The organism is Kribbella sp. NPDC056345 (genome assembly GCF_042262745.1).
Lineage (GTDB): Bacteria > Actinomycetota > Actinomycetes > Propionibacteriales > Kribbellaceae > Kribbella.
Map to the genome: position 1 here is coordinate 69,991 of NZ_JBHJQQ010000006.1, position 25,684 is coordinate 95,674.

27 protein-coding genes are annotated in these 25,684 nt (G+C 64.7%); 19 read left to right on the forward strand and 8 right to left on the reverse strand.

Annotated features, from left to right (window positions below; translation table 11 throughout):
- Nucleotides 1-82: 82 nt before the first annotated feature.
- Nucleotides 83-658, reverse strand: a complete 576-nt coding sequence (locus ACFCV3_RS22045; RefSeq protein WP_376032572.1) for an HD family hydrolase — start codon at nt 656-658, stop codon at nt 83-85.
- Nucleotides 659-671: 13 nt separating this feature from the next.
- Nucleotides 672-1,796, reverse strand: coding sequence for a helix-turn-helix domain-containing protein (locus tag ACFCV3_RS22050; protein WP_376032574.1), 1,125 nt, complete (start codon nt 1,794-1,796; stop codon nt 672-674).
- A 94-nt stretch (nt 1,797-1,890) separates the two neighbouring features.
- Between ACFCV3_RS22050 and ACFCV3_RS22055 the strand changes: the two genes are divergently transcribed.
- The 8 genes from ACFCV3_RS22055 (at nt 1,891) to ACFCV3_RS22090 (ending at nt 7,417) form a co-directional block, all read left to right on the forward strand.
- Nucleotides 1,891-2,094, forward strand: coding sequence for a hypothetical protein (locus ACFCV3_RS22055; protein ID WP_376032576.1), 204 nt, complete (start codon nt 1,891-1,893; stop codon nt 2,092-2,094).
- A 244-nt stretch (nt 2,095-2,338) separates the two neighbouring features.
- On the forward strand, nt 2,339-4,150 hold the full coding sequence (locus ACFCV3_RS22060; protein WP_376032578.1) for an albusnodin/ikarugamycin family macrolactam cyclase: 1,812 nt from the start codon (nt 2,339-2,341) through the stop codon (nt 4,148-4,150).
- Nucleotides 4,143-4,448 carry a PqqD family protein gene (locus tag ACFCV3_RS22065; RefSeq protein ID WP_376032580.1) on the forward strand — a complete coding sequence of 102 codons (306 nt, stop codon included), beginning with the start codon at nt 4,143-4,145 and terminating at the stop codon, nt 4,446-4,448. The genes ACFCV3_RS22060 and ACFCV3_RS22065 overlap by 8 nt, the downstream gene beginning before the upstream one ends.
- On the forward strand, nt 4,445-4,867 hold the full coding sequence (locus ACFCV3_RS22070) for a lasso peptide biosynthesis B2 protein (RefSeq protein ID WP_376032582.1): 423 nt from the start codon (nt 4,445-4,447) through the stop codon (nt 4,865-4,867). The genes ACFCV3_RS22065 and ACFCV3_RS22070 overlap by 4 nt, the downstream gene beginning before the upstream one ends.
- Before the next feature lie 22 nt (nt 4,868-4,889).
- Nucleotides 4,890-5,936: a protein-L-isoaspartate O-methyltransferase gene (locus ACFCV3_RS22075; RefSeq protein ID WP_376032584.1), complete on the forward strand. Its 1,047-nt coding sequence runs from the start codon at nt 4,890-4,892 to the stop codon at nt 5,934-5,936.
- A gap of 49 nt (nt 5,937-5,985) precedes the next feature.
- Nucleotides 5,986-6,315 carry an HIT domain-containing protein gene (locus ACFCV3_RS22080; RefSeq protein ID WP_376032585.1) on the forward strand — a complete coding sequence of 110 codons (330 nt, stop codon included), beginning with the start codon at nt 5,986-5,988 and terminating at the stop codon, nt 6,313-6,315.
- A complete protein-coding gene (locus ACFCV3_RS22085) occupies nt 6,312-6,887 on the forward strand; it encodes a DUF6879 family protein (RefSeq protein WP_376032587.1) in 576 nt (191 codons plus the stop codon). The genes ACFCV3_RS22080 and ACFCV3_RS22085 overlap by 4 nt, the downstream gene beginning before the upstream one ends.
- Nucleotides 6,887-7,417 (forward strand): NUDIX hydrolase, encoded by a 531-nt coding sequence (locus ACFCV3_RS22090; protein WP_376032589.1) that lies wholly within the window; start codon nt 6,887-6,889, stop codon nt 7,415-7,417. Before ACFCV3_RS22085 ends, ACFCV3_RS22090 begins: the two co-directional genes overlap by 1 nt.
- A gap of 13 nt (nt 7,418-7,430) precedes the next feature.
- Here ACFCV3_RS22090 and ACFCV3_RS22095 read toward each other — a convergent pair whose 3' ends face one another.
- From ACFCV3_RS22095 to ACFCV3_RS22105, 3 genes are all read right to left on the reverse strand, one after another.
- Nucleotides 7,431-7,988, reverse strand: a complete 558-nt coding sequence (locus ACFCV3_RS22095) for a DUF6624 domain-containing protein (protein ID WP_376032591.1) — start codon at nt 7,986-7,988, stop codon at nt 7,431-7,433.
- Between the two features lie 339 nt (nt 7,989-8,327).
- The gene (locus ACFCV3_RS22100) at nt 8,328-9,281 is read right to left on the reverse strand and encodes a hypothetical protein (protein WP_376032593.1); all 954 of its coding nucleotides are present in this window, start codon (nt 9,279-9,281) and stop codon (nt 8,328-8,330) included.
- Nucleotides 9,281-9,904 (reverse strand): hypothetical protein, encoded by a 624-nt coding sequence (locus ACFCV3_RS22105; RefSeq protein ID WP_376032595.1) that lies wholly within the window; start codon nt 9,902-9,904, stop codon nt 9,281-9,283. The genes ACFCV3_RS22100 and ACFCV3_RS22105 overlap by 1 nt, the downstream gene beginning before the upstream one ends.
- Nucleotides 9,905-10,690: 786 nt before the next feature.
- Between ACFCV3_RS22105 and ACFCV3_RS22110 the strand changes: the two genes are divergently transcribed.
- Both ACFCV3_RS22110 and ACFCV3_RS22115 read left to right on the forward strand, forming a co-directional pair.
- On the forward strand, nt 10,691-11,077 hold the full coding sequence (locus ACFCV3_RS22110) for a hypothetical protein (protein ID WP_376032596.1): 387 nt from the start codon (nt 10,691-10,693) through the stop codon (nt 11,075-11,077).
- A 20-nt stretch (nt 11,078-11,097) separates the two neighbouring features.
- Nucleotides 11,098-13,746, forward strand: coding sequence for a hypothetical protein (locus tag ACFCV3_RS22115; protein ID WP_376032597.1), 2,649 nt, complete (start codon nt 11,098-11,100; stop codon nt 13,744-13,746).
- Between the two features lie 58 nt (nt 13,747-13,804).
- Here ACFCV3_RS22115 and ACFCV3_RS22120 read toward each other — a convergent pair whose 3' ends face one another.
- Complete coding sequence (locus ACFCV3_RS22120; RefSeq protein WP_376032598.1) at nt 13,805-14,281, reverse strand: DUF6326 family protein; 477 nt, start codon at nt 14,279-14,281, stop codon at nt 13,805-13,807.
- Nucleotides 14,282-14,703: 422 nt separating this feature from the next.
- Between ACFCV3_RS22120 and ACFCV3_RS22125 the strand changes: the two genes are divergently transcribed.
- The 3 genes from ACFCV3_RS22125 (at nt 14,704) to ACFCV3_RS22135 (ending at nt 18,692) form a co-directional block, all read left to right on the forward strand.
- Nucleotides 14,704-15,969, forward strand: a complete 1,266-nt coding sequence (locus tag ACFCV3_RS22125; protein WP_376032599.1) for a hypothetical protein — start codon at nt 14,704-14,706, stop codon at nt 15,967-15,969.
- Nucleotides 15,970-16,120: 151 nt separating this feature from the next.
- Complete coding sequence (locus ACFCV3_RS22130) at nt 16,121-17,470, forward strand: DUF4041 domain-containing protein (RefSeq protein ID WP_376032601.1); 1,350 nt, start codon at nt 16,121-16,123, stop codon at nt 17,468-17,470.
- A 211-nt stretch (nt 17,471-17,681) separates the two neighbouring features.
- Nucleotides 17,682-18,692 carry a hypothetical protein gene (locus ACFCV3_RS22135; RefSeq protein ID WP_376032603.1) on the forward strand — a complete coding sequence of 337 codons (1,011 nt, stop codon included), beginning with the start codon at nt 17,682-17,684 and terminating at the stop codon, nt 18,690-18,692.
- Between the two features lie 66 nt (nt 18,693-18,758).
- On the opposite strand, the gene ACFCV3_RS22140 is transcribed toward ACFCV3_RS22135, so the two are convergent.
- Nucleotides 18,759-20,072 carry a hypothetical protein gene (locus ACFCV3_RS22140; protein WP_376032604.1) on the reverse strand — a complete coding sequence of 438 codons (1,314 nt, stop codon included), beginning with the start codon at nt 20,070-20,072 and terminating at the stop codon, nt 18,759-18,761.
- Nucleotides 20,073-20,188: 116 nt separating this feature from the next.
- Here ACFCV3_RS22140 and ACFCV3_RS22145 point away from each other — a divergent pair, with 116 nt between their 5' ends.
- Complete coding sequence (locus tag ACFCV3_RS22145) at nt 20,189-20,719, forward strand: NUDIX hydrolase (RefSeq protein WP_376032606.1); 531 nt, start codon at nt 20,189-20,191, stop codon at nt 20,717-20,719.
- A gap of 11 nt (nt 20,720-20,730) precedes the next feature.
- Here the strand turns inward: ACFCV3_RS22145 and ACFCV3_RS22150 are convergent, their stop codons facing one another.
- Complete coding sequence (locus ACFCV3_RS22150; RefSeq protein WP_376032608.1) at nt 20,731-21,399, reverse strand: TetR/AcrR family transcriptional regulator; 669 nt, start codon at nt 21,397-21,399, stop codon at nt 20,731-20,733.
- Nucleotides 21,400-21,499: 100 nt separating this feature from the next.
- Between ACFCV3_RS22150 and ACFCV3_RS22155 the strand changes: the two genes are divergently transcribed.
- From ACFCV3_RS22155 to ACFCV3_RS22175, 5 genes are all read left to right on the forward strand, one after another.
- The gene (locus ACFCV3_RS22155; RefSeq protein WP_376032609.1) at nt 21,500-21,682 is read left to right on the forward strand and encodes a hypothetical protein; all 183 of its coding nucleotides are present in this window, start codon (nt 21,500-21,502) and stop codon (nt 21,680-21,682) included.
- Nucleotides 21,683-21,697: 15 nt separating this feature from the next.
- The gene (locus ACFCV3_RS22160; protein WP_376032611.1) at nt 21,698-22,354 is read left to right on the forward strand and encodes an SDR family NAD(P)-dependent oxidoreductase; all 657 of its coding nucleotides are present in this window, start codon (nt 21,698-21,700) and stop codon (nt 22,352-22,354) included.
- A gap of 35 nt (nt 22,355-22,389) precedes the next feature.
- Nucleotides 22,390-22,761 (forward strand): DoxX family protein, encoded by a 372-nt coding sequence (locus ACFCV3_RS22165; protein WP_376032612.1) that lies wholly within the window; start codon nt 22,390-22,392, stop codon nt 22,759-22,761.
- A gap of 151 nt (nt 22,762-22,912) precedes the next feature.
- Nucleotides 22,913-23,695, forward strand: a complete 783-nt coding sequence (locus ACFCV3_RS22170) for an NAD-dependent epimerase (protein ID WP_376032614.1) — start codon at nt 22,913-22,915, stop codon at nt 23,693-23,695.
- Nucleotides 23,696-24,202: 507 nt separating this feature from the next.
- Nucleotides 24,203-25,678 (forward strand): cellulase family glycosylhydrolase, encoded by a 1,476-nt coding sequence (locus ACFCV3_RS22175; protein ID WP_376032616.1) that lies wholly within the window; start codon nt 24,203-24,205, stop codon nt 25,676-25,678.
- Nucleotides 25,679-25,684: the final 6 nt, after the last annotated feature.

The window sequence follows — 25,684 nt, forward strand, 5'->3', positions numbered from 1 at the left end:
CCGCTCTCTAGAGTGGCCCGGCGCGGGGATCTAACCCGCTGGGGGATCGGATCATGAGCGTCTCGCACGATGCGTGCACCAGTCACCGATTGCGCCAAGCTAGAGGGGAGACGCTGAGTGCGGCTTCGGCGAGGCGTTTGCCGAAGTCGGTTTGGATTTTGGAGCGGGAGGATTCGATCCAGCCGTCTACTCGGGTGTAGCCGGACTCGCGGTACTCGACGGCTTGCATGAGGCACTCGAGGCGGTCGGCATCTTTGGCGCAGCGGGCTTCGAGGGTGTCTTGGGTTTCGTACTCGGTGACTGCTTCGCGGATGCTCTTCGCGGCGTTGTCGGGGAGGCCGGCGATTTGGTCTTCGGTGATGCGCTCGTTGGAGGCTATTTCGACGTAGGGGCGGGCGCTGTGGGGGATGTCGCCGATCCGGGTTTCTTGGGAGTCGTGCCACATGCCGAGGTAGGCGGCGCGGGCGGGGTCGCCGCCCTCTTCTGCTGCGATCAGAGCTGCTAGCTGGGCTACGCGGAGGCTGTGCTCGGAGACCGACTCGGGGTCGCGGACGCCAGCGTGCCACCAGCCGGCGCGGCGGAGGCGTTTGAGAACGCCCATCTCGTAGGCGAAGGCGATGGTGCCTGCGGCGTCTTGGTCGGTGGTGTCGTTGGCCACGGGGGTCCCTTCGTCAGCGGTCGGCGAGCTGTACTGCACATCGCAGGTTAATCAACTCGTCTCTGGTCTGACCGTTGAACCCCGCGTCTAGGGCCTCTTCTACGCGTTTCTGAGTCTGGGAGCGGAGATTGTGGTCTCGTTTGAGGAGGTCGGGCTTGGCGAGGACGAGAGTCCACATGCTGTTGATGTTGATGGGGCTGTGGACTGGGTTGTCTAGTTGCGTCAGCAGGTGGGTTGCGACTCGGCTGCCGGTCCAGGTGTGATCGTCGGCAGCTGAGATGAGGTAGGTGTCATCGGCGTAGAGCTCGGTGATCTCGCCTAGCCAGTACGCCCAGTAGGCCAGGTTGGCGGCGGCGTGCTGTTCGCTGCTCAGAGTGGTCTTGATGAAGTGGCGGAGGGGCTCGCTGTCGCCGCGACGGGCCAATGCCAGAGTGGCGGACCTCGCGGCGATACCGCGAGGGAGGTCCGACGTCGGGGTGGCGACCTTGAATGTCCGCTCGTGCTCTGCAGTCAGCCACTGCGTGGATGTGGGCCGGTGGTCGAACCCCAGGAGGTACATCGCTTGTCGGCGGAGCACGGGGGAGCGTGCAGCATCGCGCGACTCGACGATGGCCAGGAGATGGTCGAAGAAGCGCGTCTGATCTATGTGGGCCAAGGTCGGGCGTTTGGCGACAGGACCGCGGCCGGGGGCTTCGGCTAGCTCGCGTAGCGGTAGGGGCAAGATGCCGGTGAACGGCCAGGTGATCATGTTGACGAGGCAGCGTCGGTGGACTGCTGCGCCGAGGGGGTTCATGTCAGCGCTGACTGGACGGCCGCCGGCTGAAACCGCCATCGACAGGATGCCGTCGGCTTCGACTGCATCCTGGAGGGTGATCACCACTGAGGGAGCTGCGCCGAGGGTGATGAGGCGCGTCTTGAGACGTAGCAGGTCGGCGGTGCGCAGAGCGGTGAGCGGTCGCTTGCCGGTTTCCCAGCCTTGAATGGTGCTGATGTCGACGCCGAGGCGTTCGGCGAGATCGGCTTGGGTGAGCGTGAGAGACCCGCGGATCAGTTTCAGGACAAATCCTGAAACGATGCCGATCTCGGAGCCGGGAGTTACCCAGCCCCGCATGCCGGTCTGACTATCGGACGGCGTCATCGCTGGCGCTCAACCCTCTCCGCTCACGGCCACCGCGGAAACCCGCACTCACAGTCAGTTCAGCATAGTTCAGCTTTCCGTGATCGTTGACGGCATGTCCACACGCCTCGGCGACGTCCTTGAGCCGCAGCCCGAATCGATGCGGCGTATCTGTGTCTGGTTCGGCCAGCACCTGATCATCGATCACCTGGATGACCCGATGAGTGCTGCCGGATTCGAGTTGGCGATGCGTCAGAGGTTCTCGAGCCTACGAGTGACGAACGAACCCGCTGTCGCCGTAGATCTCCCGCCGTCCTAGGCCAGCTGGAGGTGAGCCCCGACCGACCACATTCCGATCGAAGGGAGAGGAGGTGATCCGCATGACGAACGACGTGGAGCAGTACATGACGCCGGAGCTGATCGAGCTGGGCGAGACGTCGGAGGTGACGCTCGGCAAGTACGCCGAGGACAGCCAGGACGAGGGTCGGTATTTCGAGTAAAGGCTCAGGTGTGGTGGCGGCCTGATCTGCGGAGGTCGCCACCGCGCGCCGAGGGAGGGTGGCATGTGGATCGCAGGGAATGTCGTTGATGCTGCGCCGGAGCGCGGCGTGGCGGGGTGGGTGGGGGAGCGGGCCGTCTGGATGGTTGATGCCGCGGCTGAGAGGTGGCGAGTTGTCTCTGATGAGACGGGTTGTCGTTTGTTGGTCGCCGGTGATTGCTACGCAAGTAGCGCGGAGCTGCGGGCCGGTCTGGATGCGGTGCGATGCAACGATTGGCGGGCTCTGACGTTGTGGCCAGGGTCGTACTGGGTCATTGCAGACGACGGGACCACGCACGCTGTCCTCACCGATGTCTGCGGCAGCCGGCCGGTCTACTTCACGCCGTGGCAAGGCACGATGGCGTGGGCAACCAAGGCTCGGCCGTTGGCCGAGCTCGTTGGTGCGCCGCTGGACTTGATGGCCGTCGTTGCCCGCATGACCTGTCCAACTGTTCCGGAGGTCACCGGCACGGAGACGACGTACGAGCGCGTCCAGCGGCTACCTGGCGGTCATGCTCTGACCATCGCCACGGGGCGGCTAGCCACTGTCACGCCGTACGAGAAGGAACGGCCGTCAGCATCGTTCGGCGAGGCGGCCCAGAATCTGCGGTCGGCCTTGGCCATGGCTACAACCAGGCGGGCCTGGGGCGTCGAGCGGGTGTCGGCCGACTTCTCCGGAGGCCTGGACTCAACCAGTTTGGCCTTACTGGCTGCGCGGTCAGGTAAGAAGGTGCTCGCGGCCACACGAGACGACCCGGTGAGCGGCAACGACGACATCACCTATGCCAAGCGAGCCGCGGAACACCGCAATGTCGAGCACTTGGTGGTGACCAACGGCGAGAACGGACTGTTCTTCGACCGCCTGCTGGAAGGCCCACGTACTGACCAGCCGTTCAGTGATGCCACTCGTTGGTCGATGCGGTCCGTTCTGCATCAGCGGGTGCTCGAGGCAGGAACCGACCTTCACCTGACCGGATCGGGCGGCGACGCAGTCCTGACGGCGCCGTCGACCTACTTGGCTGACCTGGTCCGGCCGACCTGGCTCCCGATACTCACACGCCACGCCTCGGCACGGGCCAGACTGCGTCAGTGGTCGACGTCGAAGGTCATCAAGGAAGCCATCCGGCTGTCGCGAGTTGATCAGCGTCAGGGTCTCCTGCAGTTGGCCGACACGATCGCCAACGCACACGCTGACGACGACATGAAGCGAACGTTCTCCCTGAGCTGGTACACGCCACTCGCAGTCGCCGGTTGGCTGTCCCACGACGCGCGCCAGGAACTGGTGGGTCGAGCCCGCCTCGAAGGTGAGAAACAGGAGCCCGGCCGTACGGCGCTGAGTGTGCGACGGTCATGGGATGAGCTGCGGGAGTTCGGCACCTACCAAGCCGAGCTGACGGCCCAACTCCGCGCCACCGGCATTCCCGCGCATGCGCCGATGCTCGACAATGCCGTCGTACGAGCGTGTATGTCCGTGGCCCCACATCAGTTGCAGTCCATCGCCATCCAGAAGCCGCTCCTGGAGGCGGCGCTTCGCGACTGTGTGCCCGAGTTCATCTTGCGCCGTCCTACGAAGGGCTCCTACGACGGCAACGCCTACACCGGGGTCCGGCGCAACATCGCGACGCTGCGAAGCCTGCTAGACAACTCCGTACTGGCGGACTACGGCTTGTTGGATCGCGCGACCGCCAAGCGGCACCTCGCCCGGATCGCAGCTGGCGCGCCCGGACGGTTCGCCAGTCTCGAAGCATTGATCGCAACCGAGGTGTGGTTGCAGACAGAGGCTGCCGGCCGAAACCACGCCACGTGGCGGCGGACACCTGTGAGCAGCCATGCCTGATATCCGGATCCAGTATGGCTACAGGCTGCCGCCCTATGTTGCCGCGACCATCACCAACGAGGGGGCAATGCTTCTTGACACCAGAAGGCGAGGCACATGGTTCACGGTCAATTCCGCAGGCGCCCAACTCCTGGTGGAACTGCTCGACGGGGCAAACCTGGATCGCGCGGTCCAGGTCGTCGCGGACCACTTCAGCGCCCCACAAGCCGACGTGTGGATCGACATGGTCAAGTTGACGGAAGACCTCTGCCGCCGCGGACTGCTCATGCGGCCGGCTCTTCGGAGCGACAAGTGGTGAGCGTCAAGATGTCCCTCGGGTCGGATCAGCGGTCCGTGCCACTGGGCTATCGCCTTGTGGCGCTACCCGCACTCTTTATCGCCACGATCCTGGCGCGTCACCTTCCGCTGAGGATGACGCTGTTCATGGTCCGAACACTCAAGCGTGTGGTGGGCAGGCGATCCCTCCCCGGACGGCGGGTCCTCGCGGTCATCGGCGCACGAGACTGGGCAGCCGCCCGCTTCCCAGGTCGGTCTGCCTGTATGGAGTCCTCGCTGGCCGCCGTCTTGATTGCCGCATCGGCCGGGCACGGAGTGGATTGGTGCATCGGCGCCCGGTTCCAGCCAGCCCAGTCTCACGCCTGGATCGAGATCAACAACCAGCCGGTCGGCGAGCCTGACACGCCAGACCGTCCGTTCCACGTCACCATCCGAATCTGAAAGCTGTACCGAAGGGAAAGCTGTGTCCGACCTGATCTCCACCGCTGTGCAGGCCGTCTCCCGGCACCACTACACGAACCACCCCGAGCTGGGCTCAGTTCCGCAGTCCACCGCACAAGCGGCTATCGAGAGGGACCTTGCCCGGGCCGCAGTCGAGCCTGGTATGCGGGTCATGGAGATCGGCACTGGCACCGGATATACCGGCGCGTTGCTCGCGGAGATGGTCGGCGCTAGTGGGCACGTTGTGTCTATTGACATCGACCCGGGTCTGACCGAGCGAGCGGGCAAACTGCACGCCGAGCGTGGCGTCTCGAACCTGACTCTGGTCAGCGGGGATGGTCACGGCGGTGCGCCCGAACAGGCGCCGTACGACGTCGTGATCGGGTGGGCGACGCCGACCCACATCCCTGCAGCGTGGGTAGCGCAATGCGCGCCTGGCGCCCGCATCGCGACGCCGGTCTACATCGCACCGGTCGCTCGAACAGTCGGACATGTCACGCTCACCATCGACGACCAAGGCGAGCCGGTCGACCCCATGCTCGGCCCTGCGGTGTACGTCGACATGGGGGTCGAGATCAACACCACGCTAGGCATCCCGCTGTTCTTTGTAGACGCCAGTGTCGAGGGCGAGTCGCCGGCGTGGGTATCGGTCGGCTGGCGGGAGATGACGCCAGAGCAAGATCCGGGGGACACACTCGCCATGCTCCAGTACCCGGACTTCTCTCAGAAGGTTGCCTTCAGCAACCTGGAGCAAGAGCAGGCCGCGCGATGGAGAGATTTTCGAGCCTACTGCGTTGGCCAAGAAGGCAGCAGTCGATCCAACCTGACTGCCTTTGGCACGGGAGCGCCGGACTGGATCACCGCCATTGGCTTCAGCAGCGGGAGCAACGCCGCCGTACTGACAGCCGAGGGCGAACTGCTCGGCAACCGCGAAGACTCGCCCGCGGTCATCAAACTGCACGACGTCATCCGGGCGTGGCAGGACGCTGATCGACCCGGACTCGAGGCGAGTCGCGCACAACTCACTCGGTCTGCGGAGGGGTGGATTGTGTCGGCGAGCTTGGCCTGACCCGGCCTTCGGTCGGCACGTGGACTACCGAGGGAGGAACAACGCTCCAATGACGTTTCAATGGCCTGCGGCCGGCTACTGGCTGGAGACGATGAGGGTGGCGCGAGCGCTGATGGTCTACTACCGCCCCCTGAAGATGAACTACGAGACCCTGGGCAATACAAGCCCTCATCTCCACACGCACCTGCTCCCACGGTACGTGGAGGATCCCCGGCCGGGGCATCCATTTCCACTGCTCGCCCAACAAGGCAACCAGCAACAGATCTCCGAGGAACGCTTCCTGACTGAGGTCGACGGACTGCGAGAGATCCTTGCTGAGCGAAGGCGGCCCGAGGTTGAGGTGTTCCTGGATGCTGAAGGCAACGGAGGTCAGCGGTGAGTCGTTGGATCGGACCGGCTGACACGGCGGAGTGGCTGAGTCTGTTCGAGGATTTCAGTCAGTCTGCATTCAGGCTCGAGGGACTGCAGACGTACGACGCGACAGGCGAGGAGGAGGAGGCCGTAGCCCGATTTCTCGCCGATGGTACGTACGACCTCGACTTGTCGTGGTGGACGTCAATGGTCAAGGGGCATACGGACTCCGGACACAAGATGACCAGGGTGCGCGTGATCGTGGAGCCGTTGACGGACTACACCCGGTTCGAGCTCGCCGGCTACCCACAGATGGACGCCGCCGGCGATGAGATTCGGATTATCGAGGCGCCTGAGGGCACCTGGCCCGAAGGAGTACCTCAGCATGACTTCTGGCTCTTCGACGACCGCGACGTCTGGCAGATGCACTACGACGATGCCTATGCGTTCGTCGGCGCTGAGCTTGTGAGTGATCCCGATGACATCGCCGAACACCTGAGGTGGCGCGACGCCGCCATCGCTCAGTCGGTGCCGCTGGCGGATTATCTCGCGAAGGCCGCGCATGACTTGCACCCCGGAGGCGTGGTGAAGGACGCGTGATGGAATGGCAGAACTTGGGCGAGGACGCTGTCTATGAGAATCCTTGGTTTCGGGTCAATCTCGCCGATGTCGAGTTGCCGAACGGGACACACCTCGACCACTTCGTCATTCGTCAGCGGCCGGTTGCGCTGACTGCGGCAGTCAATGCGGAGAACGAGGTACTGCTGCTGTGGCGGCATCGATTCATCACGCAGACGTGGGGCTGGGAGTTGCCGGCTGGTGTCGTCGATGACGGGGAGAGCGTTGTCGAGGCTGCAGCGCGGGAGATGCTGGAGGAGACGGGGTGGCGGGCCGGGTCCCTGCAGCATCTGATGACGGTTGAGCCGGCGAATGGACTGTCGGATGTGCTTCATCACGTCTACTGGGCTGACGGTGCTGAGTACGTGAGTCATCCGGTGGATGATTTCGAATCGGACCGTCGGGAGTGGGTCCCGCTCAGCCAGGTGCCTGACCTTGTTCGTACGGGAGCGATCAGGTCGGCCAACGCCGCGGCCGCTTTGTTGTTGCTTCACCATATGCGACAGGAATGACCCAGGGTGGCGCTCAACTGCTGGAGGGAGGCTGGGCAGGCGCTGGCTCGCTGTCGTGTTTCCAGATGGCACGCAGCCTCGCCTCGTTTTCCTCGAACGGTTCCATTCCCATCGCCAGCCGTCTTGCCGCCAGTCCTTCGGGATCCTCGATTGGCTGCACTTCGAGGCCCTCACCGCGATCGATGAATTGCGTGCCGTACAGCTGAGGTTGGCCGGCGTTGGTGCGCACGCGGTCTTCCAGGTAGGCGAAAAGCCGTGGCGGCGCCTCACCTGCCTCCACTGCTGCCGCCATGAGACGGTGAAAGAGGAGTTGGTCCTCCGGCCGGCTGTCTGCGTGCTGCGCCAGCAGCCACGTGTTCGTGGCCGCTTCCTCACCGACATCGGACATTCGCGGCCAGCCGTGCTCGGTCACGAACTTGAGCAGCCAGCGGGTGTTGTCGGCATCCACCTTGTTGACCACATCCCACAACTCGGTGCGAGGGTCCTCTGACCAGCCGTCCACCGCGCTGCGGGCTTCCTGGTCCAGCGCAGCTCGCCGCTCGAGCTCGGCCTGGAGTTCCTTAGTCTCCATCGGTGCGGCGTCCTGTCGCATTCCAGTCGATGAACGCCTCGTCCCGCACGCTCACCCGCACCGTGCCGCCTGCTCGGGCATAGACCAACGTGGACAGCCCAACGGGAAGGCGCTCGATCACGCTGCCTCACTCCTCGCCCGACCCGCCCAGTCCGGAGATGAACACGATGCTCGGTGCATCACCCGGCACGTACCGATAGGACAGCTCGATGCCGTTGACGACGCAGCTTTCCTGCAGATCGTTCACGCTTATCCCCTTCACCACCTGGCAGCAGACTCGCCGTGTGCAAGCCTGGCACGCGCGGCGCGGTCGCGCCCGCCGACACCGACCGCTCCGGGTTACTTGTCCGGTTGGGAGCCTTGGAGGATTGCTGTGAGGGCGTCCTTGATGGCTTGGCAATCGCCCGGTCCGAACTTGACGCTTCCGGCCGCTGTCTCGGGATTGGACACAGAACCCTTCTCGCAGACGGTGAGCAGTTCCCCCAGTCGCAGCACGATGTCGGCTCGCAACTCCTGGGACGACGGCTTTGCAGGCGCTTCCGCCGGAGTCGGTGCGACGGCCAGGCACCCTGACACGTCGAGGCCGTCGGCGACGGTTGCGCCGGCCTTTCGCGCCTCGGCGCATGCCTTGGCGGTCGCGATCTGATCGCTGCGGTTCTGTGAGGAGGCGTCCGCCGCCAGGGCAAACACGACCAGGCCGACCGCCACAAACGCGTAGCAGCATTTTGCCAGCGTCCCGCTCACCGCTGAGGAAGCTCGCCGTCGAACCACCGCGACCTGGCTGCGGGCCAGAGCGAGCTCGACTTGAGTGCGAATCTCGAGTGCCCGCTCTTCCCGGAACTTGCGCGTGTCGCCAACGGGCATCCGAGCTGCGGACCGGCGCAGGCTGATCTCCTTCTCGTCCAGGGCGCCAAGGCTGGAAAGGCCGAAACGGCGTGCCGCCTCCGTGAAGATCGGGTCGATCAGGCGCTTTTCGTCCTCGGTCAGACCAAGCTTCTCGACCTCGACTACGGCCGCGTCGCCGGCTTTCATCAAGAGCACGGCAAGGGTGATGGCCCCGAACGCTGCAAGGAGCAGTCCGGCGACTGCCAACCCGATACGAAGCCAATGGGGTGTTGCGTCTTCTGGGACCAAATTGCTCAGTGTGGTGAGCCCGACGGCACCAGTCGCAATAGTGGCAAAACCAGCCAGGGTCTTACCGAAGAGATCAACCCGATTACGCAGACTGTCGGCGACCTTCCCGTAGTCCGCTGCAGTCCGTGTGTCCGCCTCCGGAGCGCCTTCCGTGGCCATCAGGGTGTCCTTCGTTCGACTCTTCGCCATCCTTCGATGAGGTCGTCCAGCAGGTCCAAGTCCTCGGCGAAGTCAACGACCACTTGTTCGGCCGGAGTTACCTTGAACAGGTTCTTGCGTGCAGTGGTCAGCGACGTCTGGCCCGACTTGACCCTGTCGGCGGGCCCGACATCTTTGTGCTCTACCTGTTTCTTCACCTTCGCTTCCGCCTTCGGGGCGCCGGCCTCCAAGCGTGCGACCTGTTCTTTGAGGGTCGCGACGGTGGTTGTCAGGTCCTTGTTCTGCTTGGACTCGATGGCAAGTTCTTCGGTAAGTTCCTCCGCCGTCTTGGTCACCTTCGGCCCGGCGCGCCGCGATATCACATACGCGCGATCCGCGAGAATCTGTGTTTCGTTGGCGAGATCGAAGGCAAGGTCCGCGAGTACGCTCTTTGCGGACTTTTGAGGTTCCTTCGCGACCAGGTCCCCGGCGGCGTTGAAAGCGGTGACTGCGCTCTCCAAGTTCTTTCGGACCAAAAGCCAGTCTTCCCGAGGCAACGGCGTTGGCGGCGGACCGCTCGGTTGTTTCGTGGCCCGCTCGTCGAGCCAGTCGATCAGCTCGGCAACCTCACTCTTCAGCGACATTTGTTCCCCCACCCCGTTAGCCCACCCCACTCACAGCATGCTCCTCGATATGTCCTCGGGCAATGACTAATGGGGTCCCGCAAGCGGGACCCCATTCGCGGCGGTCCGACTCGAAGTCGTCTTCCGGATGGCTGACGTGCTCTGCGCCGTCTGCCCAGTAGACGTGGTGTAGTACCTGTCGAGATCACGACCGCCGTACGGGTGATGATGGATCGCGGTGAACGTAGCACCTGTCGAGTGCAAGGCGGAGGGGCTGCGGCACCAACTGGTCCGCGCATTGGTGGCTAACGGGGCAGTAACCTCGGACGGGTGGCGAGCGCCCTTTGCTGAGGTGCCGCGGCGTGTCTTTGTGCCCGTCTTCTGTCGGAAAGTCTGACGCCACAGCTGGCCTGACGTTCCATCGCGCCCAGCAAGGCGACTGTGCAGGGCAACGGTCGAGCTATTGCCCGGTCCTTGAGTCGGGTCTACCTTCGGTTTTATGCCCGTGTCGGGGGGCCGCGCGAACGGCGCGGCGGCGCTCGGGCTAGGGGCTAGGTCATGGCTGGACGGGGATTTGCGGTTGCACTCCTGCTCGCTGCCGGCGTGTTGCTGGCGCCGGGGTGTAGCGACGACGCGGGCCGACGTGGTCCGACGCCGGTACCCGGCACGTCTCCAGCGAGTTTGCCGACGGCAAGTTCGTCGTCGGTGCCCATCAGCCCCTCACGTTCCCCGTCCTCGCCTGGGGTGTCACAGCCGCCGGCGAGTCAGACCACCTCTCGACCCGCTGGTCCGATCCGGATCATCGCGGTGGAGGTCGCATCTGAGGATCGGTCCCCGGGCGGCCAGTATGTGCTGCTCCTCAACGGCACCAGCCAGGCGGTAGACCTCGCCTGCTGGTCCGTTCGATCCGTATCGACGGGTATCTCCGCACGCGTTTCGATCGGCGCCGCGATCCCGCCGGGAGGCGCGGCTCGGCTCTTCCCGGATGGCCGCCTGTTCGGTTCGGCGGACACCGTCGTACTGAGCAATCGCGACGGACACGAGGCCGATCGAACACCACGCGTCACTGACCGCGCCGGCGACGACCAGCTGTGGTTCCGCGACCAGACCGGAGGCTGGCGGTTCGGGCGTGGGTTGGCTCTTCCGTCACAAGTAGTCGACGGGCGGTTGGCGATGCGATCAACGAGTTGCTGACACCACCAAGTGGGGGAACTGTGAAACACCGACTATTGCGGGCGACGGTCGCCGGCAGCCTGATTCCGCTGACCTGGCTGGGCATGAGCGCCGGGCCGGCGGCGGCAAACCACGTGACCACACCGGTCATCCGAGACGTGTCGATGGCCAACCTCGCCGCGAACGAGCGCGAGTTGCACATCGTCGTCGATCCGAACGACGCCAATCATCTGGCCGCCGGCGCGAACGAGCGCGGCGGTGGCAACAGCCAGGAGTGGTACGCCTCCACCGACGGTGGACGCAACTGGACCAGCGGCAACCTGCCGTTCGGCACGCTGACCGTGACCGACGTCGGTGGCGACGGTGACACTCTGCTGATGAGCGACCCCGCGGTTGATTTCGGCGCCGGCGGGCGGATCTATTATTCCGCGCTCGCGCACCGCGACAGCGAGGATCCCTGCACGCTGTTCGTCAGCTCATCCACCGACAACGGCGTCAACTGGACCGATCCGGCCAACGGCATCGTCGCGGCCGGCGGCACGACGATCTGCAACGACAAGGAATTCATCCTGGTCGACCGAGCCGCCAACGACAACGTCTACGTGGCCTGGACGCCGTTCGGTGGCGCGAACAACAACGAGCTTGTGTTCTCCCGCGATCTCAACGGGGCAGGCGACGGCTACGCGTTCTCGGCACCTCTGGTGCTGTCGACCGACGCGGCGCAGAACGGCTGTCTGAACCACGGCGCGGAACTGGCTCAGGAGGCCAACAGCGGTGACCTGTACGTCGCCTGGACGACGTTCTGCAACGGGATCGGCGACGGCGCCGACTCGTCGGTCTGGGTAGCGCGCTCGACAGATGACGGACAGAACTTCGGTGCGCCGGTCCAGGTCGCGACCCTGGACAACGTGAACCCGGCGATCGCGACCGGCTTCCGGACCCGGTCATTCGTCAGCATCGACGTTGACGCGGCCACCGGCCGGGCTTTCGTCGTATGGGCCGATTACACCGACGCGGACGGCGGTGACGCCGACATCCTGATCTCGTCCGCGATCGACAACGCGGGGTGGACCGCGCCATCCGGCGTGGACGTGGAGGCCGACCCGGACGGGCAGTTCATGCCCTGGGTCGACGTGGCACAGGGCCGGGTGCACGTCGCCTACTACAGCAACGACGACGAGACGAACAACCACAACGTCTTCCTGTCGTACGGCGCTGTCGCCGCGACGCCTGCCTTCACAGCCGTGCAGGTGAATTCGCAGCCAACGCCTGAAGCGACCGGCTTCCTCGGCGACTACCTGGCAGTCGATGTCGGTCCCGACAACGTCGTACACCCCTCCTGGGGAGACGGCCGGGCCGGAGTCGGCGGTGCCACCGACGGTTGGAGCGCACGGGTCGACTTCTCGCCACCCACAACCGTCGCGGGTACGGCAAGCCCGAACCCGCTCGCGTGGGGACAGACCACTACCGTGACCGCCACGGTCACCGGCGCGCACAGTGAGAACGAACAGTTCATCCCGGTTCGCTTCACCGTCGCCAGCGGCGGTACGCCGTCGGACACGACCGGAACCGGTACGACGAACGCGGCAGGTCAGGCGACCTTCTCGTACTCCAACGGCACCGCGGGATCGGACACTGTGACCATCTGGGCGGACCTCGACGAGGACACGACCCAGGACGCCGGTGAGACGACGACGGTGACGGTGACATGGCAGAAGCACCCGACCACAGCGGCGTACACCGGACCGACCAGCGGCGAGTACCACGATCCGCTGACAGTCAGCGGCACATTGCGGGACGCCCTCACTTCGGCAGCCGTGCCTGGCCAAACCCTGACGATCGGGTTCGGTACTGACACCTGTACCGGCGTGACGAACGCGAGTGGCGTGGCGACCTGTGGATTCACCCCGCAACAGGTGCCCGGACCGTACACCGCTACGGCAAGCTTCGCGGGTTCGGCGCAGTACGAGGCGACCACCTCGCCTGGTGTTGCGTTCACCTTGAACAAGGAGCAGACCACACTCACGTACACGGGTCCCGCGTTCGTCGGCAACGGTGATCCGGCAACTCTGTCGGCTCGCCTGACCGAGGACGACCCGACGCCGGTCGCCGGGCGGACCGTCCAGCTCACCCTCGGCGCGGGTCCGGGAGCGCAGTCCTGCTCCGGAGTCACGAATGCCGGCGGTACTGCCAGCTGCACGATCGCATCGGTGAACCAACCCGGCGGACCGACGACGGTGACGGCCGCCTTCAGCGGCGACGCGTATTACTTGCCATCGACAACGAGTGCATCGGTGGTGGTCTTCACCTGGACACCGGGCGGCAACTTCGTCATCGGTGACGGCAACGCCACCGTCGGAGGTACGGCGACCTTCTGGAGCGACACGTGGTACCTCGCGAACTCGGTGAGTGGCGGGACGGCCCCGAACAGCTTCAAGGGCTTCTCCAATGACCCGGCCGGACGGACCACCTGTGGCGGGACCTGGCGCACCCTGCCGGGCAACAGCCCGCCGCCGTCGAATGCCCTTCCGCGGTACACCGCGGTACTGGTCACGTCCAAGGTGGTCAAGAACGGGAACATCATCAGCGGCACCAAGCCCGCGATCGCCATCGTGCGAGTGAATCCCGGCTACGCGCCGAGCCCGGGGCACCCCGGCACGGCGACGGTCCTCGGACTCCTGTGCTCATGACCTGACGACAGTTGGGGGTCGCACGGCACTCACGCCGTGCGGCCCTCACCCGAGCAACCTATTGCTGCTGGGCGCGAACGGTTTCACGGTCGGGGCTGGTCACCGACGGTGCGGTGCGGGGCCAGGTCCAGGCGTAGCGCAGGATGAGGGCGAGAAGGATGAGTTCCAGTGCGATGCCGAGGCCGTAGAAGAACAGCCAGGACTCGCCCAGCGCGTTGAATGCCGTGACGGGGACGTAGAGCGAGGCCACGATGAGGTTCGTGATGCGGTTGACCCGGGCGGGCAGCGTCATCGACAGCACGATCATGAGGGTGGGGATGCTCACGAGGGTCAGCGCCGTGGTCGAGAAGGTCTGGGAGAGGTCGAACTCGAAGACCTTGCCGGCGAGGATGTCTTCGATGACGCCGGGCGTGAAGAAGTTGAGAATGTCCACGTAGGCGTACAGGAACATGAAGCTTGTCCACGCTGCGGCGAGCTTGGCTCTCACCGGGATCGGCTGGTCTTCCAGGGTGGTGGTGGTTTGATGTGTTCTCATCCTGGGCTCCGTGTGTGGTGAGGATCGGTACGTCCACGATCGCTGAGCCCAGCGCCGGGCACCTCGGCCAGGAGGCCGGACCTCGCCTGGCCGATGGCACGGCCCCTCCCTCGTACTTTCGGTCGGTACGCCGAGGCGCTCCACCTGTATCAGCCGCGGCCTGCTGTCGTCCCACCCATCGGTCGTTTCGACTGACCGTCAGTGGGCAGGTTTCACGGCCGCCGCCTTGATCGAGGACATCGTTCGGCGGTGCGGGGTTCGCAGAATTGCGTCGGGGTCAATGCGCGTCGGCCACCGTTTGCTTGAAGGATGGTGCTGGTCACTGAATGCAACTATGGTGCAGAGTGCGTTAAGGGGGCTCGCGGAGCGTGAGCTAGGGGCGCGAGCGTGCCATCAGTGGCACGCATGCATATGGGGTGAACATGGGTCGGAGACGTGGTTTCTTCGCGGAGTTGCAGCATCAGTCCGCGGTCGCGCAACGCGAGCGGCAGCGGGCACAGGCGGCGGCAGTTCGTGCACAGGTGGGGGCACAACGAGAAGCTGAGCGGGCGTTTGCGGCAGCTCAGCGAGCGCATATTGCTGCGCTGCGGGCCGATGAGAGGGCTGCCGCGGAGGCGATGCGTGAAGCCCAGAGACTCCATGTTGAGGCGCAGGAGTCACGGGTCGCTGCATTGAACACGAACCTTGAGATGTATCTGTCAGACATCGACAAAATACTTGTGGCTACGTTGCAGGTCGATGACTATGTGGAACTTGAAAAGTTGCGGAAGACCGCTGTGCATCCGCCATTCGAGTCCCAGCATCTGCACCCTGTTCCGCCTCCCGTTCCGATTGAGACGCCGCCACCGCCGGTCTTCTTGGAGCCGGCTCCACCGAAGGGCATGTCGGCTCTGGTCGGACAGAAGAAGCATGCTGTGGCGGTGGCCAATGCGCGGCTGGCCTTCGACCACCAGTACTACCAATGGCAGGCCTACTCGGCCTCGATCCCGATGCGTCAGTTGGAGCAGGTTATGGCGCACAAAAGTGCCGAGGATGACCGATTGCGGAAGCTTGCGGCGGATCGTGCCCGGTACGACGAGGACTGCGGGCGTCGCCAGCGCGACGTCGATGCCGCCAACGCTGAGCTTGATACGTTGATCCACAACTACGAGGCGAGTGTGCCCGAGGCTGTGTCCGAGTACCTCGGAATCGTCTTCGGGAACTCCTTGTATCCAGAAGGTTTCCCGTGGTCCATCGACTATGAGTTCGATGGAGACGCCAAAGAGTTGCGGGTCAGCCTCGAGTTTCCCGCTCCGGACCAGATGCCGACGGTGCGCCAGTATAGGTACGTCAAGGCGACAAACGAGATCACTGAATCCCTGCAGTCACAGAAGGAGCAGCGGGATCGCTACACGTCGATGATCGAGAACATGGTCCTGCGCACTCTGCACGAGGTCTGGGAATCGGATCGCAGCGGCAAAGTCGAGAGTATCTCGCTGGTGGGTGGAGTGCCGCACACTGATCCGGCCACGGGACAGGATGCCTTTACGCCGCTCGTCGCCGTCGCCGTCGATCGGCGGACATTTTCCAATCTTGATCTGGCCCGGGTCACGCCGGCCGAGACTTTGAAGTACCTGAAGGCCGTGCGCTCGAAGAATCCACATGCACTCGTGCGGATAGACACGTCGGCTGGCGTTCGCGGGCACTGATCCTCGGGGAGGCGAGATGCAAGGATTTCGATTCAATGTGCCGCCGGGATGGCCTGTTCCACCTGACGGCTGGGTGCCACCTGATGGTTGGGTCCCGGACCCGTCGTGGCCGATGGCACCACCTGGTTGGTCGTTCTGGGTTCTGGACCTGGTGACTGAGCAGAACTCGCAGGCGCCTGAGCGTCGCCCCGACGAGCCGGTGATCGAGTCAGACGGATCCCTTGCCAATGCGGATGCGTTGCCTCAGGACAGCGAGCTCTTGCCTGCGTTGGCGCCTTCAGTAGGTCCTCCTGCCGAAGCCAGCACGCTGGCAGGCGAGGTTGAGAGACTGAAGGCCATCCGGGCAGAGATCGCGACGGAAACGAAGCGCCTCGCCGAGGTGCGTGCCTCCGCAGACGAGACCCTACGCCAGGCTGCTGTTGTCGTTGCCGATGAGCGGCAGCAGTCCGTGGAGGACGTTCGGGCACAGTTGGTGGAGCTGAACGACGCGTTGCTACTCCAGCAGGTTGGGATTTACGAGTACCACCATCCGTTGGAGAACGCCGAGGCTTACCGGGATCGACTGGCCGATGTGCGCGAGCGGATCAAGACGCAAGTGCGCACGAAAGAGGCCGTCCTCGCCTCGGACATGTTCTCCTACAACAACTCACTGGCGAAGGGTCGGAAGATGACCTCCGACCTGGCCAAGTTGATGCTGCGGGCATATAACGCGGAAGCGGACAACTGCGTCCGGTCACTTCGCGCCGGTGCTGTGGCAACCGCGAAGAAGCGGCTGGAGGCATCGGTCGAGACCATCGCCAGGCTCGGAAACATGATGGAGATGCGGATCTCTCCTGAGTATCACACACTCAGGTTGGAGGAAATCGAGCTCGTTGCCGACTATCTGATGAAGTTGCAGGACGAACGCGAGCGAGCACGAGAGGAGCGCGAGCGGCTGCGGGAGGAACGAAGGGCCGAGCAGGAGCTTGCTGCCGAACGTGAGCGCCTGGACAAGGAGCGGACGCACTACCTCAATGCGCTGAGCGCCTTGAGAGCTCAAGGCAAGTCCGACGAGGCCGCCGATCTTGAAGCGAGACTAGGCAAGATCGACAAGGCCATCGAGCTGAATGACTACCGAGCGGCGAACATCCGAGCAGGATATGTCTATGTCATCAGCAACATTGGGGCTTTCGGCAAGGATGTCGTGAAGATCGGGCTCACGCGGAGACTTGAACCGCTTGATCGGATCCGCGAACTTGGCGACGCGTCGGTGCCGTTCCCGTTCGACGTACATGCCCTCTACTTCTCCGACGACGCTGTGACGCTCGAGAGCGAGCTCCACAGCGCGTTCGGCGACCGCAGGCTGAATCAGGTGAATTTGCGCCGCGAGTTCTTCTTCGCTACTCCCGCCGAGGTTCGGGAGACGCTCGCTACAAAGGTGGGCAACCTTCTCGAGTTTGCGGAGGTGCCAGAAGCGACGCAGTACTTCCAAAGCCACGGAAGGTGGCCGAACCGCCTGTAGCGAACTCGGGGAGCTCTCACAGCTGTTCGACGAGTACGGCTCGCCTGATGGGTAGCACGTTGGCTCACACCTGACTCACCGAGAAGCTGCTCGACGGCGGGATCGTTGCATTGAGGGCTGTGGCGGCTTTCTAGAGGGGAGGGCATGCTTGACCTTGCGGCAACAGCGTGAGTCTGCAGTGTTCGACGCCTCAACGGTGCAAGATGGACCCGTGAACGGTTCTGATGATGCCGCCACGGCCAGCGCAATCCCAGCGTGGCTCGAACAGCCACCGACGGAGTTGCCGCCGCCGATCTCCATGGCTGCGCCCAGCCGGCTGCCGTTCGAGGCCCTGACCCCGAGCAATTTTGAACGCCTCGTGCTCGCGATGGCGCGTCGAACCTTCGCCGTCGACCACGCTCAGCAGTACGGGGTATCGGGACAGAAGCAGCACGGCATTGATCTTTACCTACGACTAGCGGTACCGCCGGTGCCTACCCGGCGATACGTGACCATTCAGTGTCGCAACATCGTAGCTGTGACTCCGGCGGGCGTAGCCGCGGCCGTCGAGGAGTTTCTTAGCGGAAGGTGGGCCGACCTTACAACGACGTTCATCTACGCGACCCGCGCGTCGACTAGACGTACTGATATTGCTGACGCCGTAGAGTCCGCAGCCGAGCGCCTGAACGAGTTCGATGTCCGGTACGAAGTCTGGGACGGCGACCAATTATCTGAGCGACTGCGCACCGTTCCGGACCTGGTAGAGGTCTACTTCGGAAGAGCCACAAAGGATCTCTTTTGCCAGCGCTCGACCGCAGCATTTGGTGTCGGGGCCGCCGTGAACGCAACGCATCCGGACGACCAGGCGTTGCCGGATCTGGCGGTCCACGTCAGCGATGCCATGAGACACGCTCGACGGGCAGAACGCGACCGTGGCTACCGCGACGCTCTCGGGGTAGCTTCTTCGCTGCCATGGGCGGTGTTTGAGCAACTTGCGAAGCAAGACTTCGAACTCACGAAGTGGTTGCAGAGCTGGAAGAACGGGTGGATCGACATTGAGCTCGGACGAGCACCCAGGGGCGCGTCGGTAGCGGAATGGCTCCCACTCCTGGCGGGATGCCTAGGCGACCTGGTGGACCCAATCGGATATGAGCAGTGGTCGTTCACGGTTGGTGCCGAGTACCTTGCCGGGTTTACCGCCGCACTCCGCGATAGTTGGACTGCGGCGCAGAGCGACCTCTGACATCCGTCACCGTGGGCCGCCGCTGTCGACCAGGGAGACTGCCGGCCAGTCGGCTCAGCCGTGCAGTCAGGAGGCGCGAGCCGGAAGGACCATGAGTGTCCCGTCACTGTGCTTCTCGATCTCGATGACGACATCTGTCGTGTGACCGGTGGCGGCGACTCCGCGGCCGAAGGCCCTGAGGCGGTAGGAGGTATCGAGGAGGGCATCGACCTGCCCCCTCGTCAAGACCTTGTCGATCAGGCGGTTCGGAGGCCGCAACTCGAGTGTCGAGAGCCGCAGAAGAACGTTGTCGATGCGTGCCTCCAAGTTGTCAAGCCTCTGGTGGTCGACCCGCAGGCTTCGGACAAAGTTCTCAAACGGGTTTTCGGGGTCGCTCTGACCAGCCTCCACGCCCTGCAGGACGACTACGCGACGCTTCAGCGCGATGGCGAGGGCCGCTAGCTCAATATGAGTACGGAACTCGCCGCCCTCTTCGGCGATGCCTGGAAATGCAGCCTCCAGATCGGGGACCTCGATGCGGTTGTCAACGATGGCACCGAGCGCGTCCTCCCACTTCTGCACCCGACGGACGGCCTTCTCCGTTGCCGTGCTGATCGCGTGAACAGCCGAGTCGAGGCCGAGCGATGCTCCGACCTTTCCGCGATCCAGCAATAGAGCGGTGGCCTTGTCGATGGCGTCGCGGCAGCCATCAAGCTCGCTGCGCTCGTGCTCCAACTTGTCGTCATGCAGCTTCTCCAGCAAATTGGCGATGTGCTCGATCGCCTTCTGGCGCTGCTGGTCGGCATACGCGCTCGCACCGACCGCGATTGCCATCAGAACCAGGGGGGCGGCGACAGTGATCGCACCTCCCGCGGCGACAACTCCGGCGGTGGTGCCGGCTGTCGCGGTACCGGCGCCGGAGGCCGCCTTTCCGACGGGAACGAAGGTTGCCTTCGCGACCGATACGTTGCTCGCTGCGTCAACCAGGCCGTCGTACACCCCGTTCGCGACGGCTTTGGACCGCATCTGCTTCACGAGGCCTTTGCCAAGCTGCGCAGCAACCTTGGCTGGCACCACCATCCGGTACAGGACCTCGCCGGACTCCGCGACCCGCGAGACCGCAGACACATTCTTCGCGTTCGCAGCGACTAGGCGTGAAAGCTCCAGCGCGAGTGGGCTCACAGCATCGAGCGGCAGGCCCGCCGCGTGGGCGCGCCTCTTCGGCAACGGATGGGCCTCAAGGGTCACCATCGGGACCGACGAGAACGCGGCGAGCGCCGTACGAAGTTCGGCCAAGCGTTCCTCGGTGAGCGTGTCTCCGTCAGGCATCGCCGGAATGCCGGCGGCCTCGGATGTGGACAGTGTCCACACGGGGACGGTCGGAGTGTCGCTGTCGCTCATGGATCTCCCTTGGTGAGGATCCAAACGATAGCCGCCGAGGACGACGTCCGTGCCCGCGGCGTCGGTAGAGTTCGGGACTCGGTTTCGGTTCCAGAGGCTCACCTGAAGGACGATTGATGGAGTGGAAGAACTTCGGCGAGAAGGCTGTTTATGAGAACCCTTGGTTCCGGGTCAATCTCGCGGATGTCGAGCTGCCCGATGGGCGCCACCTCGACCACTTCGTCATTCGGCAGCGGCCGGTTGCGCTGACTGCGGCGGTCAATGAGAAGAACGAAGTACTGCTGCTGTGGCGGCATCGGTTCATCACGCAGACGTGGGGCTGGGAGTTGCCGGCCGGTGTTGTTGATGATGGGGAGAGTCTCGTCGAGGCTGCTGCGCGGGAGATGCTGGAGGAGACGGGGTGGCGGGCCGGACCTCTGCAGCTTTTGATGACTGTTGAGCCGGCGAATGGACTGTCGGATGTGCTGCATCACATCTACTGGGCTGATGGTGCCGAGTACGTGAGTCATCCGATGGACGACTTCGAGTCGGACCGGCGCGAGTGGCTTCCGCTCAAGCAGGTGCCTGATCTTGTGAGTGGGGGAGCGATCAGGTCTGCCAACACTGTTGCCGCGTTGTTGCTGCTTCACCACATGCGAGCAGGCTGACGGTTCGCTCGTCACAGGGAGGGTGAGCGGGCGCTGCCCAGGCTCAGCATTGCGCGGTACAGCGCTGTATCTGTGGGGCCGTCGGGCAGTGGGGCCCGGGCGGGTGCTTCGTAGGACTGGATCATGAAGGCGAGGACGCGGCGCCAGCCGTCCGGAGCGTGCTGGCCGGTTGCGTTGATGACGCCGGCGGTGGCCATGAGGAGCAGGACGAGGTCTTTGGAGACGAAGTCCTCGCGGAGGCGGCCCGAGGCTTTGGCGCGGTCGATCAGCTGAACGAACCCTTCGTAGGCCTGCCGGCGGCGGGCCTCCAAGGGTTTGGCGGTCGGGAAGCTCATGGTGAGAACGTCGGCGAAGCCGCGGTCTGCGGCCTGCATCGCGCACACCTTCTCCAGGAAGCCGGTGAAGCCGCGCCACGGATCGGCGTCGGCCAGCGCCGTCTCGATGGTCTCGGCGTACGCGTCCATGCGGTCGGCGAACACGGCAGCGACGAGATCCTCCTTGGCCGGGAAACGCCGGAACAGCGTGGCGATGCCGACACCTGCTTCTCGGGCGACCGAAGCCATCGAGGCGCCGAGGCCGTCGCGGGCGAACACTGCGCGGGCGGCGGCCAGCACACGTTCGCGATTGCGTTCCGCGTCACTGCGCAGCGGAGGGGTCGCGTGCTCATCGCCGGTGGCCATGGCGCCATCCTACCTAACTGGAAAGGCCTATCCATTTAAGGTACTGTCAAGGTGAACCGGAAAGACCATTCCACTTTGGAGGTGAGCGCTGAGGCGTGCAGTGAGCTTGCTGTCGGTCCCGGCCGGCCCCGACCAGGCCACCCTGGTGCGGCTGGCCGCGGACGTTGTCTCCGGTGCGATCCGCGTCCCGATCACCACCAGTTACCAACTCGAGCGCACACCCCAGGCCCTCGCCGACTTCGGCGCCGGCGCCCCGGGCAAGCTCGCCATCGCCGTGAACTGAGGAGAACTCCCGAATATGCCTGTTATTGCCATCGTCGGCGCCGGTCCCGGCCTGGGGCTTTCCATCGCGAGGCTCTTCGGCCGCCACGGGTTCGAGGTCGCCCTCGTCGCCCGCGACGCCGCCAGGCTCGACACACTCGTGGCCGACCTCGAATCCCATGGGGTGAGCGCCGCAGCATTCACCGCCGACGTGACCGACCGGCCGTCGCTCGTGGCCGCCTTCGGGCAGATCGCCAAGGCCCTCGGCCCGGTGGATGTGCTGGAGTACTCGCCCGCGACTCGCGAGGTCGAGATGGCGGGACCGCTCGAGGTCACGCCGGGCAACCTCCAGCAGCAGATCGAGTACTACCTGTACGGCGCGGTCACCGCGGCTGCCCAGGTGTTGCCGGCAATGCGCGAGGCCGGAGCCGGCGCGCTGTTGTTCACCACCGGCGGCGGCTCGATCAACCCGCATCCGGCGATGGGCAACATCAACGCGGCTTCGGCCGCGCTCCGCAACTGGGTGCTCAACCTCCACCAGGTCCTGGATGGCACCGGGGTCCATGCCGCCCACATAGCGATCAGCGCCTGGATCGGTTCCGGCCCTCCCGAGGCCGAACCCGACGCCATCGCCGCCACCTACTGGGACCTGTACGTCGGCCGCGACCGCGCCGAAGTCAACTACGTCGCCTGACGACCGCTGCCCCTGAACGAAGAGAGCACCGAACGATGAATCTGTTCCTCTGGATCCTGCAAGCGATCCTGGCCGCCATGTTCGCGACCGCTGGGGTACTGAAGTCCACGCAGCCCAAGGACAAACTCGAACCCAAACTGCCGTGGACCGCAGACTTCTCGGCCGGCACCGTGCGCCTCATCGGCGGCGTCGAACTGGCGGGTGCGCTCGGCCTGATCCTGCCCGCCGCCACCGGCGTCGCCCCGATCCTCACCCCGCTGGCGGCAACAGGGCTGGCGATCGTCATGGTGCTGGCTGCCGCGACCCACGCCCGCCGCAAAGAGCCACCGGCGATCGCGTTCAACGCCGTACTGCTCGTTGTCGCAGTGGTCGTCGCCTGGGGCCGATTCGGCCCGTATGCCCTTTAACACAAAGGAAATCTCCTGATGTCTTTGCATGTGATCGTCGGCGCCAGCGCCAGCGGAGCGGCTACCGCGAAACTGCTCGCCGATCGAGGCGAGCAGGTCCGGATCCTGACCCGCCGAGGTACAGGTCCCGACCACCCCGCGATCGAACGCATTGCCGGCAGACGCCGCGAATCCGGAACGCCTCGCGGAGCTCACCGAGGGAGCGGCCGCGCTCTACAACACTGCCAACCCGCCCTACGACCGCTGGCTGACCGACTGGCCACCCCTGGCATCGTCACTGCTCACTACCGCCGAACGCACCGGCGCCGTACTCGTCTCTGCGGCGAGCCTGTACGGCTATGGCGCCGTGACCGGGCCGATGACCGAGACCACCGCACTCGCCGGGACCAACCCCAAGCTGAAGCTGCGAGCCCAGATGTGGCGCGATGCGTTAGCGGCTCACAAGGGCGGCCGAATCCGGGCCACCGAGGTCCGCAGCAGCGACATCCTGCAAGGCACCGGAGTCTTCAGCGCGACGATGGCCAAACCGCTACTGGCGGGCAAACGAGCAGTGGTGCCCATGCCGCTCGACCATCCGCACACCTTCACCTCCGTCAACGACGTGGCCGCAGCGCTGGTAACCGTCGCAACCGACGAACGCGCCTGGGGCAAACCCTGGCACACCCCGGCGAACGATCCACTGACCGTCCGCGAACTCGCCACCCGCTTCACCCACGTCACCAACTCCCCGGCACCGAGACTCACGGCGATCCCGTACGCCGTCCTGTGGGCCGCCGGAGTATTCGTGCCACTCGTGCGTGAGCTGCGGATCACCCACTACCAATGGGACCGGCCATTCATCGCCGACTCCACCGCCATCACCGAGACCTTCGGCCTCAAGGCCCAGTCAATCGACGACGCGCTCAGCGAAGCCGCTCAACTCGTGCAGAGCTGACGGCGTGCCCAATCTGCCGGGAGCCCACATGCAGAGCCTCATGACCTGACTAATGCAGAGAAGATTGCCGACGCGTTCGCCGGACGCGGGCCGGGGTCTGTGGCTGGCATGGTGTTGATCGACGCGAGCGATCCTGCGTTCAATGCTGGCCTCGATGAGCCGGAGGGGGTCTATGTCGACGGGCGCGCTGGGGAGGGATGGCGAATCTCCATGGCGGCGACTTTGCAGGACTTCGAGCCGGGCGCGGATCGTCCGGTCGAGACAGTGGTGATCGGCAGTGCGATGTGGCGGTGGCTGGACCTCGACGACCCAGTGCCGTACCCCAGGGGCGTTTCCGGGCTGAGGTCTTCACGTTTTGCCACATCTTCGCTACCGTCAGTGTGGGAGCGCTCCCAAACGATCGTTCTAACTATGGAGCGACCCATCTCCGTCCAATGGCCCTGTCTGCTGTGAACGTTCCCGAAAGACTCGGCGGCGGGCTTACGTCACCTGCATTGAGGAGTGCTGATGTCGAGAAGAGTCGCAAAGCGTCGCACCGCGCTCGCCGCTTTGGCTGCCGTGGGGTCCATCGCGTGCACGGTCCTGACGGCAGCGGGTGACGCGAACGCGGCGGCTCCGTTCGCGTGTCGGGTCGACTACACGACCAATGACTGGGGCAGTGGGTTCGGGGCCGAGGTGACCGTCTCCAACCTCGGTTCATCGGTGGTCAAGGGTTGGACGCTGACCTATACCTATGCCGGCAATCAGACCCTGCAGCACGGCTGGAACGGCAACTGGTCCCAGGCGGGCAACAAGGTCACCGTCACCAATGCCAGTTGGAACGACACCATCCCGGCGGGTGGCAATGTCAAGGCTGGGGCGAACTTCTCGTACAGCGGCAGCAATGCGAAGCCGACGGACTTCGCCGTTAATGGCGCCGTGTGCACCGGCACTGTTCCGCCGGTCGACGGTCCCGCACCGGCACTGCGTGTGTCCGGCAAGAAGATCGTCACCGCGAACAACACGCCGTACCGGCTGCTGGGGGTGAGCCGCTCCAGTGGGGAGTTCGCCTGCGTACAGGGCAAAGGCATGTGGGACGGCGGCCCGGTGGACCAGGCGTCGGTGGACGCGATGAAGACCTGGAACATCCATGCGGTGCGGGTCCCGTTGAACGAGGAGTGCTGGCTGGGCGTCAATGGCTCACCCGGCGGCGCCACCTACCAGCAGGCCGTCAAGGACTACGTGGACCTGCTGGTGGAAAACGGCATCAACGTGATCCTCGACCTGCACTGGACGTGGGGCGCCTACGCGAACGGGCCGGAGTGGCACTGCAAGGACGAGCATGCGGTGTGCCAGAAACCGATGCCGGACGCCCGATACGCCCCGCAGTTCTGGACCGGCGTCGCCACCGCGTTCAAGGGCAACAATGCCGTCGTCTTCGACCTGTTCAATGAGCCGTATCCGGAGATCGCCAGCGATTGGAACAAGACCCTCGGCTGGCAGTGCTGGCGGGATGGGGGCACCTGCACCGGCCTGCCCTACGAAACTGCCGGCATGCAGGACCTGGTCGACGCGGTGCGAGCCACGGGCGCGACCAACATGCTCATGCTGGGCGGTCTGGAGTGGGCCAACGACATGCGGGAGTGGCTGGCCCACAAGCCGGTCGACCCGTTGAACAACATCGCGGCATCCTGGCATGCCTACAGCTTCAACGCCTGCGCCACCGAATCGTGCTGGGACAGCCAGATCGCCCCACTGGCCGAGCAGGTCCCGGTCGTCGTCGGTGAGTTCGGCCAGGACAACTGCGGCTTCGACTACATGCAGCGGTTGGTGGACTGGGCCGATGCACACGACATGGGTTACCTGGCGTGGACCTGGAACCCGTGGGGGTGCAGCACGGGTGCCGTGCTGATCAAGGACTGGAACGGCACACCCGAGCCCGGCGTCGGCGAGGGCTTCAAGGCCCACCTGCTCAGCCAAGACCCCTACGACAGCGTCCGATGATTGCTC

Bases quoted from the DNA above. Each gene is read 5' to 3' on its own strand.
- ACFCV3_RS22050 (WP_376032574.1), bottom strand. From the start codon at position 1,796: ATGACGCCGTCCGATAGTCAGACCGGCATGCGGGGCTGGGTAACTCCC.
- ACFCV3_RS22055 (WP_376032576.1), top strand. From the start codon at position 1,891: ATGTCCACACGCCTCGGCGACGTCCTTGAGCCGCAGCCCGAATCGATG.
- ACFCV3_RS22060 (WP_376032578.1), top strand. From the start codon at position 2,339: ATGTGGATCGCAGGGAATGTCGTTGATGCTGCGCCGGAGCGCGGCGTG.
- ACFCV3_RS22065 (WP_376032580.1), top strand. From the start codon at position 4,143: ATGCCTGATATCCGGATCCAGTATGGCTACAGGCTGCCGCCCTATGTT.
- ACFCV3_RS22080 (WP_376032585.1), top strand. From the start codon at position 5,986: ATGACGTTTCAATGGCCTGCGGCCGGCTACTGGCTGGAGACGATGAGG.
- ACFCV3_RS22090 (WP_376032589.1), top strand. From the start codon at position 6,887: ATGGAATGGCAGAACTTGGGCGAGGACGCTGTCTATGAGAATCCTTGG.
- ACFCV3_RS22095 (WP_376032591.1), bottom strand. From the start codon at position 7,988: ATGGAGACTAAGGAACTCCAGGCCGAGCTCGAGCGGCGAGCTGCGCTG.
- ACFCV3_RS22100 (WP_376032593.1), bottom strand. From the start codon at position 9,281: ATGGCCACGGAAGGCGCTCCGGAGGCGGACACACGGACTGCAGCGGAC.
- ACFCV3_RS22105 (WP_376032595.1), bottom strand. From the start codon at position 9,904: ATGTCGCTGAAGAGTGAGGTTGCCGAGCTGATCGACTGGCTCGACGAG.
- ACFCV3_RS22120 (WP_376032598.1), bottom strand. From the start codon at position 14,281: ATGAGAACACATCAAACCACCACCACCCTGGAAGACCAGCCGATCCCG.
- ACFCV3_RS22125 (WP_376032599.1), top strand. From the start codon at position 14,704: ATGGGTCGGAGACGTGGTTTCTTCGCGGAGTTGCAGCATCAGTCCGCG.
- ACFCV3_RS22140 (WP_376032604.1), bottom strand. From the start codon at position 20,072: ATGAGCGACAGCGACACTCCGACCGTCCCCGTGTGGACACTGTCCACA.
- ACFCV3_RS22145 (WP_376032606.1), top strand. From the start codon at position 20,189: ATGGAGTGGAAGAACTTCGGCGAGAAGGCTGTTTATGAGAACCCTTGG.
- ACFCV3_RS22150 (WP_376032608.1), bottom strand. From the start codon at position 21,399: ATGGCCACCGGCGATGAGCACGCGACCCCTCCGCTGCGCAGTGACGCG.
- ACFCV3_RS22160 (WP_376032611.1), top strand. From the start codon at position 21,698: ATGCCTGTTATTGCCATCGTCGGCGCCGGTCCCGGCCTGGGGCTTTCC.
- ACFCV3_RS22165 (WP_376032612.1), top strand. From the start codon at position 22,390: ATGAATCTGTTCCTCTGGATCCTGCAAGCGATCCTGGCCGCCATGTTC.
- ACFCV3_RS22175 (WP_376032616.1), top strand. From the start codon at position 24,203: ATGTCGAGAAGAGTCGCAAAGCGTCGCACCGCGCTCGCCGCTTTGGCT.